This is a genomic window from Micromonospora sp. URMC 106, from assembly GCF_051386395.1.
In the GTDB taxonomy this organism is placed as follows: Bacteria; Actinomycetota; Actinomycetes; order Mycobacteriales; family Micromonosporaceae; genus Micromonospora.
Genome location: NZ_JBPQTP010000081.1, coordinates 1 through 14,154 on the forward strand (window position 1 = coordinate 1; position 14,154 = coordinate 14,154).

Here is a 14,154-nt window from a genome sequence, read left to right on the forward strand (position 1 = left end):
GTGGTCAGCGGGGCGTGGGGGTGCGGGAGACGCCGGCGTAGATGTCGATGAGCCGCCTGGTGACCACGTCCGGGTGGAAGGTGCGCTCGTAGCGGGCCCGCGCCGCCGGGGCCAGCCGCGCCGCGCCGGCCCGCGCCACCGGCAGGGCGGCGGCCATGGCGGCCGGCTCCGGGCGCACCACCCAGCCCGCCTCGCCCGCCTGCACGCCGGTCGGCAGCGCGACGTGGCCCTCCCCCGGCGCGGCCGTGGCGACGGCGGCCGCGCCGGTGCCGGCGGGCTCGCGCGGGGCATCGGCCCCGAGCAGGTACGGGATGCCGCCGAGGGCGGTGCCGAGCACCGGCCGGCCGGCGGCCAGCGCCTCGATGATCACGGTGGGCAGCACGTCGTGCCAGGTGGAGGCGGCGATGATGACCGCGCTGGCCTCGATGGCGGCGCGTACGCCGGCGCGGTCCAGCGGCCCGAGGTAGGTCACGTCGGCGCGCTCGGCGGCGGCGGCCTCGGCCAGCGGGCGCAACTCGCCGTCCCCGGCGATGCGCAGCGGGCCGAGCGCGCCGTCCGGATGCCGCCGCCAGGCGTCCAGCAGCAGGGCCAGCCCCTTCTCCGGGGAGAGCCGCGCCATGTAGAGGAAGCCGTCGCCGAGCGGCGCGGGCGCGCCCGGATCGGGGATGCCGTTGGGCTTGACCACGATCCGCTCCGCCGGAATGCCGTAGTCGCGCAGGTGGTCGGCGACCGCCGAGGTGAGCGCGACGAACCGGTCCACCGAGCGCCAGGTGCCCCGGTGCACGGCCAGCGTGGTCGCCATCAGGGCGCTCTGCGCCCGGGAGCCCCGGTAGCAGCGGTGCACGATCGCCGGCACGCCCAGGGCCCGGCCCCGGCAGTCCTGGCAGATCATCCCGTCCCGGAAGTAGAGCCCGGAGGAGCAGACCTGACGGTAGTTGTGCACCGTCTGCACCACCGGCACCCCGTGCCGGTGCGCGGTCCGCACCACCCAGGGCGAGATCAGCGGGTACGGGTTGTGCAGGTGCAGCACGTCCGGGCGGTGCTCGGTGATCAGCCGGCTCAGGTCCTCCTGCGCGCGGGGCGCCCAGATCGGGGAGATCGGCAGCAGCGCCTTGGCCGTCTTCGGCATCGTCGGGATCTCGTCCGAGCTGCGGATGAACGGCAGCACCTCGACGCCGGCCGCGGTGAGCTGGGCGATCTCCGCGTCGACGATCGTGTTCTCACCGGACGGCTGGGCTTCCCGGTACCGGTTGTGCGCCACCACGATTCTCACGGGAAAGAAGGCTACCGTTGGCTGGTGCCCGAACTACCGGAGGTTGAGGCGCTCGCCGGTTACCTGCGCGAGCGCGCGGTGGGCCGGCGCGTCGACCGGCTGGAGGTCGCCGCGATCAGCGCCCTGAAGACGTACGACCCGGCGCCCACCGCCGCCGCCGGGCGGCCGGTGGTGGACGCCCGCCGGCACGGCAAGTTCCTCGACGTGGTGCTCGACGGCGACCTGCACCTGGTGGTCCACCTGGCCCGGGCGGGCTGGCTGCACTACCGGGAGGCGTTCGGCTCCGCCGCCCCGCTGCGCCCCGGCAAGGGGCCGATCGCGCTGCGGGTACGCCTCGACGACGGCTCCGGCTTCGACCTGACCGAGGCCGGCACCCAGAAGAGCCTCGCCGTCTACCTGGTCACGGACCCGGCGACGGTGCCCGGGGTGGCCCGGCTCGGCCCCGACGCCCTCGCCGCCGACGCGGCCACCTTCGCCGAGCGGCTGCGCGGCCGCAAGGGCCAGGTCAAGGGGGCGCTCACCGACCAGACGGTGCTGGCGGGCGTCGGCAACGCGTACTCCGACGAGATCCTGCACGCGGCGAAGCTGTCCCCGTTCGCGCTGACCCACCGGCTGACCGACGAGCAGATGGCGACCCTGCACGCGGCGACCCGGCAGGTGCTCGGCGACGCCGTGAGCCGGTCGGTGGGACAGAAGGCGGCCGAGCTGAAGGGCGAGAAGCGCTCGGGCCTGAAGGTGCACGCCCGGACGGGGCAGCCCTGTCCGGTCTGCGGCGACACGGTCCGTGAGGTCTCGTTCGCCGACTCCAGCCTCCAGTACTGCCCGACGTGCCAGACCGGCGGGAAGCCGCTCGCTGACCGCCGGTTGTCGCGACTAGTACGGTGAGTGACGACACTGCCGACTACGGAACGGAATCGGCCATCGCGCGCCGAACGTCTGAGTTGCGGCTCTACCGGGCCCGTCATCCATCGGTATAGTGGCTCGGTCCCCGGCTTCTGAAAAGGCGCGGAGCCGGCCAGACGCCAGGCGGCACCACACCGGCGCAATGTCCCTCGGGTCCGCGTACGGGTCGGCACCGCGTGGGAGACTGGGACGGTGGGCGACCCGGGCCCTCACGGCGAGTGAGCGGCACGTGTCATGCGGGAGGACATGGGTGAGGTGACGACAAGCCTCCAGCGCCCGGTAACCAACACAGGCCGGAGCAAACTCGTGCGGCACGTCGACAGCTTCGAGATCCAGCCGCCGGCGTCGCCGTCCCACAACGGCGTGCCCCGATCCGCGTGGGCCCGGGCCCGCCGCCGCGTCTCGCGCTGGCACCGGCCCTACATCACCCTCCTCCTGCTGCTGGACTTCGCGGCCGCCGCGGTCGCCAGCCTGATCGCCATCGAGACGTTCGACCAGTCGCGGGCGGGCTTCTACAACGCCGAAGAGGACCCCACCTGGTTCCACACGGTGGCGTTCGTGCTGCTGCCGCTCGGCTGGGTGGTCAGCCTCTGGGCCAACCGGGCCTACGACCGGCGCTACCTCGGCCTGGGGCCGGACGAGTACAAGCGGGTGATCCGCGCCGGCGTGGCCGTCGCCGCGACGGTCTCCTTCCTGGCCTTCGCCACCAAGACCGACCTGTCCCGCTACACGGTCGGCACCGCCCTGCTCGCGGCGCTGCTGCTGATCCTGCTGAACCGGATGCTCTGCCGCTTCGTGCTGCACGTGGTCCGGCGCAACATCGGCCAGGCCGGGCACCGGATGGTGCTGGTCGGCACCCTGCCGGAGTGCCTGGAGGTCTACACGGCGGTCACCCGCAACCCGGCCGCCGGGCTGATGCCGGTCGCCATCCACGTCACCGACGGCTACGCGGCCGCCCGCGGCATGGAGACCCCGGTCCCGGTGTACGCGGGCCGCGACGTCCTCGCCCTCGTCCGGGAGGTCGGCGGCGACACCATCGCCGTCTGCGGCTCCGCCAGCGCCGAGCCGGGCGAGCTGCGCCGGCTGGCCTGGCAGCTGGAGGGCTCCGGCGTCGACCTGGTCGTCGCCCCGCAGCTCACCGACATCGCCGGGCCCCGGGTGCACATCCGGCCGATCGAGGGCCTGCCGCTGCTGCACGTCGAGGAGCCGACCCTCTCCGGGCCGGCGCTGCTGGCCAAGAACCTGATGGACCGGGTGGCCGCCGGGCTCGGCCTGCTGCTGCTGATCCCCGTCTTCCTGGCCATCGGGATCGCGATCCGCGTCTCCGACCCCGGCCCGGTCTTCTTCCGCCAGCCGCGGGTCGGCCACGAGGGCCGCACCTTCCGGGTCTGGAAGTTCCGCACCATGTACGTGGACGCGGAGGACCGACTGGCCAGCCTGGTCGACCAGAACGAGACCGACGGCATGCTGTTCAAGATGAAGCAGGACCCCCGGGTGTTCCCGGTGGGCCGCTTCCTGCGGGCCTCGTCCCTGGACGAGCTGCCCCAGCTGATCAACGTGCTCAAGGGCGAGATGTCGCTGGTCGGGCCGCGCCCGCTGCCCGCCGACGACGGCGACTTCCTCGGCGACGTGCGCCGGCGGCTCCTGGTCCGCCCGGGCATGACCGGGCTGTGGCAGGTCTCCGGCCGCTCCGACCTGTCCTGGGACGAGGCGGTCCGACTGGACCTCTACTACGTCGACAACTGGTCGCTGGCGTACGACCTGAGCATCCTGTGGCGCACCGTCGGGGTGGTGCTCGCCCGAAAGGGCGCGTACTGACCCCTTGGCGTGCGGGCCGACAGGGGCCAGGATCGCTGCGTGGGTGGCAACCTCTCGGCCGTCTTCGGCGTCGTCTCGCTGGTCACCGCGCTGGCCGCGGCCCTGTTCGCGGTGGTGCGGCTGCGCGGGCGGCGGGGCATCGCCACGGCCACCCAGCGGGCCACCTACGAGGTGCTGCACACCGCCGGGCTGGCCGCCGAGCCGCTGCGCGCCGGCCTGGGCGCCGCGAACGCGGCGAAGGCCGTACGCCACCTGCGGGCCCTGGTGGGGGCGGCCGGGCTGGCGCTGACGGACCGGGACACACTGCTCGCCCTGGACGGGCGCGGCGGGCACCACGCCGACCAGCTGGTCGCGGCGGCGCGGCGGGCCGTGGCGACGGGCCGCTCCACCGTCCTCGGCGACTCGGAGCTGCAGTGCGACCGGGTGGACTGCCCGGTGCGCGGCGCGGTGGTCGCCCCGCTGACCGGGGCCGACGGGCGCACGGCCGGCGCGCTGGTCGCCGTCGCCGACGGCCAGCCGGCGCCGGGCCTGGTGCAGGCCACCCTGGAGACGGCGCACTGGGCCGGCAACCAGCTCGCCCTGGCCGAGCTGGACTCATCCCGCGAGCGGCTGGCCCGCGCCGAGGTGCGGGCCCTGCGCGCCCAGATCAGCCCGCACTTCATCTACAACGCGCTGACCGCGATCGGCTCCTTCGTCCGCACCGACCCGGACCGGGCCCGGGAGCTGATTCTGGAGTTCGCCGAGTTCACCCGCTACTCGTTCCGGGCGCACGGCGAGTTCACCACGCTGGCCGAGGAGCTGCGCTCGATCGACCGCTACCTGACCATCGAACGGGCCCGGTTCGGCGACCGGCTCCAGGTGCGCCTCCAGATCGCTCCCGAGGTGCTGCCCGTGACCCTGCCCTTCCTCTGCCTGCAACCGCTGGTCGAGAACGCCGTCCGGCACGGGTTGTCCCGCAAGCCGGGCACGGGCATGGTGAGCATCGAGGCCCGGGACGCGGGCACGGAGTGCCACATCACGGTGGAGGACGACGGAGTGGGGATGGATCCGACCGCGCTGACCGCCGGCATCGCCGAGCTGGCCGGCGCCACCGGGGACCCGGGCGACGCTGTGCGGGCCGCCGTCGGAGACGACCCGGGCCAGCACGTCGGCCTCTCCAACGTCGACGAGCGGCTCCGGTCGGTCTTCGGCGACGGCTTCGGCCTCGTCGTCGAGACGGGTCTCGGCTCCGGTACGAAGGTGAGCATGCGGGTGCCGAAGTTCCACCCCGGCGTACGGGCGGGCTCGTGAGCGAGCGGGCCGACCGGACCGGCGCGGTGAACGCGTCCGGTTTCCTCCGGGTGCTGGCGGTCGACGACGAGCCGCCGGCGCTGGACGAGTTGGCGTACCACCTGCGGGCCGACCCCCGGGTGGCCCGGCTGCACACGGCGGGGGACGCCACCGAGGCGCTGCGGGTGCTCCGCGACGGTGACGTGGACGTGGTCTTCCTCGACATCCGGATGCCCGGGCTGGACGGCATGGAGCTGGCCCGGGTGTTGCGCCGGTTCGCCCGGCCGCCGGCGATCGTCTTCGTCACCGCGTACGACGACGGGGCGGTGGACGCGTTCGACCTGGGCGCCACCGACTACGTCCGCAAGCCCGTACGCGCCGAGCGGCTCGCCGAGTCGCTGCGCCGGGTGATCGGTTCGCGGGTGGTGCCGTCGCACCCGGCGGCACTGGCCCGGACGGAGGAGGACCCGACCATCCCGATCGAGCTGGCCGGCACCACCCGGATGTTGCCCCGCTCGGCGGTGCGCTGGGTGGAGGCGCAGGGCGACTACGCCCGCCTGCACACCGCCGACGGCTCGCACCTGGTCCGGGTGTCGCTGGCGACCCTGGCGGAGCGGTGGGCGGACGCCGGCTTCGTCCGGATCCACCGGTCGTACCTGGTGCAGCTCAGGCTGATCGCCGAGCTGCGACTGGTCAACTCCGGCTACGTCGTGGTGATCGACTCGGCCGAGCTGCCGGTCAGCCGCCGGCACACCCGGGAGCTGAAGGACAAGCTGGTCCGCGCGGCGAAGCAGGACTGGAACCGCTGACCCCGGTGGTGCACACCGGCGCCTTCGCACGGGTCGTGGCCGCTCCCGGAACGCCGCGACGGCCCGGCCACGGTCAGCCGGCGATCCTGCCGCCGACGTGCAGGGCCATCGCCCTGGCCTCCTCCATCATCAGCGGCGAATCGGGTTGGGCGGGCCGGCCCCGGGCGGCGCCGGAGTCGTTCGAGACGTCCAGCCGCAGTCGACCGACGTCGGGCAACTCGACGTCGATCCGGTGCCGGACGGACCCGCCCGCGCCGACGCTCGTCTGGATCTTCGTCCGCACGCCGTCCGGCTCCCGCGACGCCTCGCACATGGCACCCCGGCGCCTGTCCGCGCTCCGGCAGGACCAGTCGAAAGCGGCAGCCGGGCCGGCCGACCCGGGCGGGTCGAGGCTGATCCGCACGTGGAGGACGCCACTTCGCCCCTGGTGCACCACCGGGGAGCCGACCGTGACGGAGGCCAGGCGGCCGTCCCGCCGCTGCTGGTAGACGTAGCCCGGGCGCCGGCGGTCCGGCCGCCCCGTCCAGGCCGCCCCCGGAGCACTCTCGCGGAGGGCCTGGTCCACCGCCGCGACCAACCGCTCCGCGGTGGCCGTGGCCGGCTCCGACCGGCCCAGGACCGGGGGGAGGCGGACGCTGGCGCCCGGCGGCGGGGGATCCGGGGGCCGGACCCCGGTGGCCGACGCGGTGACGGTCAGCGCGGCGACGCGAGCGCCGCCGGGCCCCCGGCCGATGGCGACGGCCCCGCTGGAACCGGCCAGTCCGAGGAGCACCGCCAGCACGACGCCGAGCCGCCTGTTGACCACCTTCTCGACCTTCACGACCTAAGGACGGAGAATCGGTCCGAAGGGGTTGCATGGATCCGGCGCCACTCACGGATCCGCTCGGAACAGACGGCACCTTCCGTACGACGTACGTGCTCCGTACGCGCAGGGAGGCTGCTCTTGTTACGACCCCGCGACCGAATTCGACCACCAGCTCGACCGACTGGTGGAACTGGGCTACCCGGCCTCGCCAACCTGTCCGAGGACGCCTTCCGCGACCTGGTCGCGCCGCTGCGCGCGGCGGCCGTCAGCGGCGCCGCCGGCCTGCCCGAATCGACCGAGGGCACGGTGCCGTTCCTGCTGGTGATCACCCGTGACCTGGTGCCCGTGGCGAGGAGACGCTACACCTGGCGCCCGCCGCCGCGAGGGAGGTGATCACCGGCCAGGGCCGGCTGCCGCTCGCCATCGACGAGGGAATCGCCTATCGGGGGAGCGTCAGTCGGCTCCAGTTCTCGCCGTCGGCACTGACCTGGACGACGACGGAGTTGGCGTCGGTCGGGTCCTCCCGATCGGCCAGCCAGACCAGTCCCCGGGACGTGCCGAGCTTGCCCTCGTTGCCGGTCCGCGTACTGCGGGTGAAGTGCCGGCCGCTGTCCCGGCTGGTCCACACGGACGACGTGACGGAGGTCGAGGTCGCGTCACCGACGAGCAGAGCCCCGTCGGCGCCCAGGGTGATCCCCCGGACAGAATCCGTCGAGGGCAGGTTCGTGGCGACATCCGCCCAGGACCGGCCGCCGTCCGTGGTGTGCAGCAGTCGGGCCGGGCGGGTGGGCTCACCGCCGTTCGGGTCGGCGGGCACGGTCTGGCCCAGCACGTACGCCTCCTGCGCACTGACGGCAACCAGCGAGTTCGCCCACACTCCCTCGGGCACCGTCGAGGTGTGCCAGGTCGCCCCCCGGTCGACGCTACGGGCGACCGAAGCAGGCGCGCCGTATTCGGGCGCGGGCGACATGAACCAGAGGGCACCGTCGTCGGCCCAGTCCACGGTATCCGGCCCGAACGCCTGGGGCGCGTGGGTGAGCCGGTACACCCGCCAGGTGTCCTGATCGACCGCCAAGAGGCGCGGCATCGCCCCGCAGAACTCCTGGCAGCGCACCGGTTGGGCATTCTCGGGGAAGGCGCGGACCTCGGTCACCACCGACGCGAGGCTCCGCCAGGTGCGACCGGCGTCCAGCGAGACGACCTGGGTGCCGTCGATGCTGACCAGGTACCGCTGCTCGTCGAGCACGGTGAACCGGACGTCCGAGGCGCGGCGCCCCGCCGCGTCCAACCTGCACGGGCCGTCGAGGTAGTTGGTGCGCCAGCCCGACCAGGTACGCCCGGCGTCGACGGTGGCCGTGAAGCTCAACCGACACCCGTTGTCGGCGTCCTCCACGGCCACCGCCGACCGCTCGGAGAGCACGACCAGATGGCTCACCACCCGAGGTTCGGCCGGCTGGCTGGTGGGGTCCAGGCCCGCCCAGTCCGCCCCGCCCCCGCCGCTGGCTAACGGGGCGACCGCCGTGCCGCCGAGTGCGAGTGCGACCGCCAGGCCGACGCCGGTCGCCCTGCGCCGGCGACGTAGCCGCGCCGTGCGCCGGAGTTGACTCAACGGCGGCTGACGGACGGCGTCGGCGACGGTCTCGACGTCGAACCCGGTGAACTCACGATCGGACATGGGCCCTCCCGGTCTGCGTGCTGGTGGTGGCGTCGGAGTCGGTGAGCAGTGCCGCCAGCGCCTGCCGGCCGCGCGACAGGCGGGACTTGACCGTGCCGGCGGAGACGCCGAGCGTCGCCGCCACCTCGTCGACCGGCAGATCGACGAGGTAGTGCAGGGCGAGCGCGTGCCGCTGCCCGTCGGGCAGCCCGCGCAGCGCGGCGAGCAGCGCAAGGTGCTCCGGCGCACGATCGGCGACGGCGGGCGGCGGACCGATCCGGCGCAGCAGCCCGTCGAGGATCCGCCGGCGCCGGTGGCGGCTGCGCGCCACGTTCACCGCGACCCGGCGCAGCCACGCCTCCGGGTTCTCCAGCCGGGCGAAGTGGCGGGGCGCGGCCAGCGCCCGGGTGAACGCCTCCTGGACCGCCTCCTGCGCCTCGTTCAGGTCGCCGGTCACCGCGTAGAGCTGGACCACGAGCCGGCGAAAACAGCCGGCGTAGACCTCCGAGATCGGATCGCCGTCGGACACAGTCACCTCCCTTCTCCATCTCTCCCACTCGCCAGCAGGGCAGAAGGTTCCGGTGACGGCGGTTTCCACGGAGTTATCCACAGGGCTGACCCGTTATCCACAGGTTGTGCACAGCCCGGTGTGGACTGCTCCGTCGAGCCGGCGCGCGGCGCGGCGGGACGGCGGCCGGCACCCTTGACATTCCCGCTGATCAGGCGAGACTGCCGGGGTGGCCGCCGCCGACGATCGCACCCGGGCGGCTCGGACCGCAGGCCGGCCCGGGCCGCCGGAGCAGCCACGGCCGGGGGCGGCCGGGCAGCCCCGGGCGGGCGTACCGGGACCGGCCTCCGTCCCCCAGCCCCGGGCGCGGATCGTGCTGGCCGAGGTGTCCCGCCGGGAGGACCGGGCGGAACGCACCCGCGCCGAGCTGGCCCAGCAGACCCGGGTCGGCGACGCGCTCGTCCGGGGGCTGGTGCGGGCCCAGCTCGCGCTGGCCCTGCGGCTCTCCCTGGTGGTGGCGATCGGGCTCGGCGGGCTGCCGTGGCTCTTCGCCATCGCGCCCGACGTCGGCCGGATCACCGTGCTCGGCGTCAACCTGCCCTGGCTGCTGCTCGGCGTGGTCTCGTTCCCGTTCCTGATCGCGGTCGGCTGGGCGTACGTGCGGCTGGCCGAACGGAACGAGCAGGACTTCACCGACCTGGTCCAGCGGCCGGAGCGCTGAGGTGGGCAACGGCTTCGTCGTCCCGGCGATCGTGGCGGTCACCCTGGTCACCGTCGGCATCGGCTTCTACGGGCTGCGGCTGGCCCGCACCACCTCCGACTTCCTGGTCGCGTCGCGGGCGATCAGCCCGACCTGGAACGCCGCCGCGATCGGCGGGGAGTACCTGTCGGCGGCGAGCTTCCTCGGGGTCGCCGGGCTGATCCTCAAGTACGGCGTCGACGTGCTCTGGTACCCGGTGGGTTTCGCCGCCGGGTACCTCGCGCTGCTGCTCTTCGTGGCCGCGCCGCTGCGCCGCTCCGGCGCGTTCACCCTGCCGGACTTCTGCGAGCTGCGGCTCGGGTCGCGCCGGCTGCGCACCCTCGCCACCGTCTTCGTGATCTTCATCGGCTGGCTCTACCTGGTGCCGCAGCTCCAGGGGGCGGGGCTGACGCTGGCCACGGTGACCGGCTCGCCGTACCCCCTGGGGGCCCTGCTGGTGGCCGTGGTGGTCACCGCGAACGTCGCGCTCGGCGGCATGCGCGCGATCACCTTCGTCCAGGCCTTCCAGTACTGGCTCAAGCTGACCGCGCTCGCCGTACCGGCGATCTTCCTGGCGTTGCAGTGGCAGGCCGATGCCCGCCCGGCGGTGACCCCGCCCGACGGGCCGACGTTCCGGACCGCGACCACCGTGGTGGTCGAGCACCGCGCGACCCTCACCCTCCCCGACGGCCGGACAGTCGAGGTACGCCCCGGCGACGAGCTGTCGTTCGCCGCCGGCGACCCGGTGCCGGAGGTCTCCGGGGTGGCCACCGACGCGGCCGACTGGCTGTTGCCCAGCACCGCCGGGGACGACGACCGGGGCCTGTTCGCCACCTACTCGCTGATCCTGGCCACCTTCCTCGGCACCATGGGCCTGCCGCACGTGCTCGTGCGGTTCTACACCAACCCCGACGGCGCCGCCGCCCGGCGCACCACGCTCGTGGTGCTCGCCCTGGTCGGCGCGTTCTACCTGCTGCCCACCATCTACGGGGTACTCGGCCGCGTCTACACCCCGCAACTGCTGGTCACCGGCCAGACGGACGCGGTGGTGGTGCTGCTGCCCGGCGCCGCGCTCGGCGACGACACCACCGGTCGGCTGCTCGCCGCGCTGGTCGCGGCCGGCGCGTTCGCGGCCTTCCTCTCCACCTCCTCCGGGCTGCTCACCAGCGTCGCCGGGGTGATCTCGACGGACGTGCTGGGCCGGGGCTCGGTGCGCGGCTTCCGGCTCGCCACGGTGATCGCCGGCGCCGTGCCGGCGGTGCTCGCGCTCAACCTCGCCGGGCTGGACGTGTCACAGGTGGTCGGGCTGGCCTTCGCTGTCGCCGCGTCCAGCTTCTGCCCACTGCTCGTGCTCGGCATCTGGTGGCGCGGGCTGACCGACCTCGGCGCCGCCGCCGGCATCCTGGTCGGCGGCGGCGCGGCGGTCGGGGCGGTGCTGGTCACCGTGCTCGGCCCGCCGCTGTCCGGCTGGCCGGCCACGCTCACCGCGCAGCCCGCCGCCTGGACGGTGCCGCTCGCCTTCACCGTGATGGTGACGGTGTCGGTGGCGACCCGCCGCCGGGCGCCGGCCGACGTCGGGGCCACCATGCTCCGCCTGCACGCCCCGGAGGCGCTGCGGCTGTGAGGAGCGCCCGCCGTCCGAGACGATGACGCGGGCCGTCCGGGGTACGTCTCGGGGATGACCGGGGATCATCCTGCGGCCGGACCGGTGGCTGGCCGACGCCGGATACGGTCGGACGCATGACTGCTGAGCACCCGGCTCTCTCCCTGCGTGGCCTGGCGAAACAGTTCGACGGCAAGGTCGCGGTGGCCGGTGTCGACCTGGACGTCCCGGCCGGCTCCTTCTACGGTCTGCTCGGCCCGAACGGCGCGGGGAAGACGACCACCCTGTCGATGGCGGTGGGCCTGCTCCGGCCCGACGCCGGCGGGGCGTGGGTGCTCGGGCGCGACGTCTGGGCCGACCCGGTGGGCGCGAAGCAACTGCTCGGCGTGATGCCGGACGGCGTTCGGCTCTTCGACCGGCTCAGCGGCGCGGAGCTGCTCGCGTACCACGGCCTGCTGCGCGGCATGGACCCGGCGGTGGTCGACCAGCGGGCGGCGGAGCTGCTGGACGTGCTCGCGCTCGCCGACGCCGGCCGGACCCTGGTGGTCGACTACTCGGCGGGCATGAAGAAGAAGATCGGCCTGGCCTGCGCGCTGCTGCACGGGCCCCGGCTGCTCGTGCTCGACGAGCCCTTCGAGGCGGTCGACCCGGTCTCCGCCGCGCTGATCCGGGACATCCTGCACCGGTACGTGACCGGGGGCGGGACGGTGGTCTTCTCCAGCCACGTCATGGAGGTCGTCGAGCGGCTCTGCTCGCACGTGGCGATCCTGGCGGCGGGCACCATCAAGCGAGTCGGCGCGATCGACGAGGTGCGCGGCGGACGGCCGCTGGAGCAGGTCTTCGTCGAGGTGGTCGGCGGCCGTACGGCGACCGGCGAGGAGCTGGCGTGGCTGTCGCGGTGAGCGCCCCGACCACCCCCGCGACGTCGGTCCGGCGGGTCTCCGCCCGGCACTTCGTCCGCCTCAAGCTGCGGGTGATGGGCAACAACTTCCGGGGCCAGGGCTGGCGGGTCGCCCTCTTCGTGGCCGGCGTGGTGGGCGGGCTCTGGGCCGCCGGCACCGGCTTCTTCCTCTTCGCCGCGCCCGGCCTGGCCGACGAGGGCCGCTACGCGCTGATGGTCGCCGCGTTCGGCGGTGGCCTGACGGTGCTCGGCTGGCTGCTGCTGCCGCTGGTCTTCTTCGGGGTGGACGAGACGCTGGACCCGGCCCGGTTCGCGCTGCTGCCGCTGCCCCGCCGCACGCTCGTCACCGGGCTGTTCGCCGCCGCCTTCGTCAGCGTCCCCACCATCGCGATGCTGCTGGCCCTCTGTGGCCTGGTGGTCACCGCCGGGGCGCTGGGCGGCTGGTCCGCCGCCGCGGTCATGGCGGTCGGGGTGGCCGCCGGGCTGCTGCTCTGCGTCGCGGCGGCCCGGGCCGTCACCAGCGCGTTCGCCACCGCGTTGCGGTCGCGCCGGGTCCGTGACCTGGCTGCCGTGCTGCTCGCCGTGCTCGCCGCGCTGCTCGGGCCGTTGCAGCTGCTGGGCGTCGCCGCGCTGGGCGACGCCGACTGGGACCGGCTCGACGGGGTGGCCGAGGTGGTCGGCTGGACGCCGTTCGGGGCCCCGTGGACGGCCGGCATCGACGTCGCCGAGGGCCGCCCCTGGGCCGCCCCGGTGAAGCTGCTGATCACGGCGGTCAGCATCGTGGCGCTGTTGGCCTGGTGGTCCCGCTCGCTCGAGTCGGCCATGGTGGGCGCGGCCAGCGCCGGCCCCGCCCCCGCCCGGCGTGGCGTGACCGGCGGCGCGGTCGCCCAACTCTTCCCGAGGGCCGTCGGCTGGGCCCGCCGGGACCGGTTCGGCGCCCTGGTCGCCCGAGAGGCGCGCTACTGGTGGCGGGACGCCCGACGCCGGGCGAACCTGATCACCGTCGCGGTGGTCGGCATCTTCGTGCCGGTCATGGTCAACCTCGGCGGCTCCGGCTTCGACGTGGGGGCGGAGCAGGGGTTCAGCGTCCCCGACACGCTGTCGCCGGTGCTGGTCAGCCTGTCGATGCTCTTCGTGGGCGTGCTCGCCGCGGTCACCCTGGCCAACCAGTTCGGCTTCGACGGCAGCGCGTACGCCGCTAACGTGGTGGCGGGCGTGCCCGGCCAGGTGGAGCTGCGCGCCCGGATGACCGCGTTCTCGCTCTACGTGCTGCCCATGCTGGCTGTCGTCGCGATCGTGCTCGCCGCCGTCCTCGGCGAGCCCGGCTGGGTCGGGGTGATGGCGGGCACCCTGCTCGCGACCTACGGCGCGGGGCTGGCGGTGAACTGCTTCGTCTCGGTGCTCGGGGCGTACTCGCTGCCGGAGACGAGCAACCCGTTCGCGATGAACACCGGCGCGGGGCTGGCGAAGGGCTTCCTCACCCTGCTGGCGATGCTCGCCACGGCGGTGGCGGCGGTGCCGATGGTCGTGGCCGCCGGGCTGCTCGGCGACGTCTGGCTCTGGCTGGCCCTGCCGCTCGGCGCGGCGTACGGGCTGGGCGCGGCGCTGCTCGGCGCGTACCTGGCCGGCGACGTGCTGGACCGCCGCATGCCGGAGTTGCTCGCCACGGTGACCCCGCGCCGCTGAGAGCCGACACCGTCGGGCCGCAACCGGCGGATCACCGAGCTGTCGGTCAGCGGCGGCGAGCTACGACTGACGCCGGTCGACGCGGGCCGGCAACGGGCGTCCTGTGCCTGACGACCGGCTACGTAGGGCCGCAGCGGGCGACGGACCTCCCGGGCACCGACGCGTGCCGACCCCGCTGGGCGTATC

Annotated in this window: 13 protein-coding genes; 9 read left to right on the forward strand and 4 right to left on the reverse strand. The window is 74.4% G+C overall.

Going from position 1 to position 14,154, the window contains the following annotated elements; translation table 11 throughout:
* Positions 1-4: 4 nt before the first annotated feature.
* Positions 5-1,273 carry a glycosyltransferase gene (locus ACSNOB_RS22530; protein ID WP_436688434.1) on the reverse strand — a complete coding sequence of 423 codons (1,269 nt, stop codon included), beginning with the start codon at positions 1,271-1,273 and terminating at the stop codon, positions 5-7.
* A 24-nt stretch (positions 1,274-1,297) separates the two neighbouring features.
* On the opposite strand from ACSNOB_RS22530, the gene ACSNOB_RS22535 reads away from it, so the two are divergent.
* The 4 genes from ACSNOB_RS22535 to ACSNOB_RS22550 all read left to right on the forward strand — a co-directional run bounded on the left by ACSNOB_RS22535 (position 1,298) and on the right by ACSNOB_RS22550 (position 6,072).
* Positions 1,298-2,158: an Fpg/Nei family DNA glycosylase gene (locus ACSNOB_RS22535; RefSeq protein WP_436688435.1), complete on the forward strand. Its 861-nt coding sequence runs from the start codon at positions 1,298-1,300 to the stop codon at positions 2,156-2,158.
* A 264-nt stretch (positions 2,159-2,422) separates the two neighbouring features.
* A complete protein-coding gene (locus ACSNOB_RS22540) occupies positions 2,423-3,994 on the forward strand; it encodes a sugar transferase (RefSeq protein WP_436688455.1) in 1,572 nt (523 codons plus the stop codon).
* 39 nt (positions 3,995-4,033) lie between these two features.
* Positions 4,034-5,284, forward strand: coding sequence for a sensor histidine kinase (locus tag ACSNOB_RS22545; protein ID WP_436688436.1), 1,251 nt, complete (start codon positions 4,034-4,036; stop codon positions 5,282-5,284).
* A gap of 26 nt (positions 5,285-5,310) precedes the next feature.
* Positions 5,311-6,072 (forward strand): LytR/AlgR family response regulator transcription factor, encoded by a 762-nt coding sequence (locus tag ACSNOB_RS22550; RefSeq protein ID WP_436688456.1) that lies wholly within the window; start codon positions 5,311-5,313, stop codon positions 6,070-6,072.
* Positions 6,073-6,145: 73 nt separating this feature from the next.
* Here ACSNOB_RS22550 and ACSNOB_RS22555 read toward each other — a convergent pair whose 3' ends face one another.
* On the reverse strand, positions 6,146-6,892 hold the full coding sequence (locus ACSNOB_RS22555; RefSeq protein WP_436688437.1) for a hypothetical protein: 747 nt from the start codon (positions 6,890-6,892) through the stop codon (positions 6,146-6,148).
* 123 nt (positions 6,893-7,015) lie between these two features.
* Here ACSNOB_RS22555 and ACSNOB_RS22560 point away from each other — a divergent pair, with 123 nt between their 5' ends.
* A complete protein-coding gene (locus tag ACSNOB_RS22560; protein ID WP_436688438.1) occupies positions 7,016-7,270 on the forward strand; it encodes a hypothetical protein in 255 nt (84 codons plus the stop codon).
* Between the two features lie 46 nt (positions 7,271-7,316).
* Here ACSNOB_RS22560 and ACSNOB_RS22565 read toward each other — a convergent pair whose 3' ends face one another.
* Both ACSNOB_RS22565 and ACSNOB_RS22570 read right to left on the reverse strand, forming a co-directional pair.
* Positions 7,317-8,552 carry a WD40/YVTN/BNR-like repeat-containing protein gene (locus tag ACSNOB_RS22565; protein WP_436688439.1) on the reverse strand — a complete coding sequence of 412 codons (1,236 nt, stop codon included), beginning with the start codon at positions 8,550-8,552 and terminating at the stop codon, positions 7,317-7,319.
* The gene (locus tag ACSNOB_RS22570; RefSeq protein ID WP_436688440.1) at positions 8,539-9,066 is read right to left on the reverse strand and encodes an RNA polymerase sigma factor; all 528 of its coding nucleotides are present in this window, start codon (positions 9,064-9,066) and stop codon (positions 8,539-8,541) included. Before ACSNOB_RS22570 ends, ACSNOB_RS22565 begins: the two co-directional genes overlap by 14 nt.
* A 343-nt stretch (positions 9,067-9,409) precedes the next feature.
* Between ACSNOB_RS22570 and ACSNOB_RS22575 the strand changes: the two genes are divergently transcribed.
* The 4 genes from ACSNOB_RS22575 (at position 9,410) to ACSNOB_RS22590 (ending at position 13,968) form a co-directional block, all read left to right on the forward strand.
* Positions 9,410-9,760: a hypothetical protein gene (locus ACSNOB_RS22575; protein ID WP_393108660.1), complete on the forward strand. Its 351-nt coding sequence runs from the start codon at positions 9,410-9,412 to the stop codon at positions 9,758-9,760.
* Position 9,761: 1 nt separating this feature from the next.
* The gene (locus tag ACSNOB_RS22580; RefSeq protein ID WP_436688441.1) at positions 9,762-11,402 is read left to right on the forward strand and encodes a cation acetate symporter; all 1,641 of its coding nucleotides are present in this window, start codon (positions 9,762-9,764) and stop codon (positions 11,400-11,402) included.
* A gap of 116 nt (positions 11,403-11,518) precedes the next feature.
* Positions 11,519-12,283 carry an ABC transporter ATP-binding protein gene (locus ACSNOB_RS22585; RefSeq protein ID WP_436688442.1) on the forward strand — a complete coding sequence of 255 codons (765 nt, stop codon included), beginning with the start codon at positions 11,519-11,521 and terminating at the stop codon, positions 12,281-12,283.
* Positions 12,268-13,968: an ABC transporter permease gene (locus ACSNOB_RS22590; protein WP_436688443.1), complete on the forward strand. Its 1,701-nt coding sequence runs from the start codon at positions 12,268-12,270 to the stop codon at positions 13,966-13,968. The genes ACSNOB_RS22585 and ACSNOB_RS22590 overlap by 16 nt, the downstream gene beginning before the upstream one ends.
* Positions 13,969-14,154: the final 186 nt, after the last annotated feature.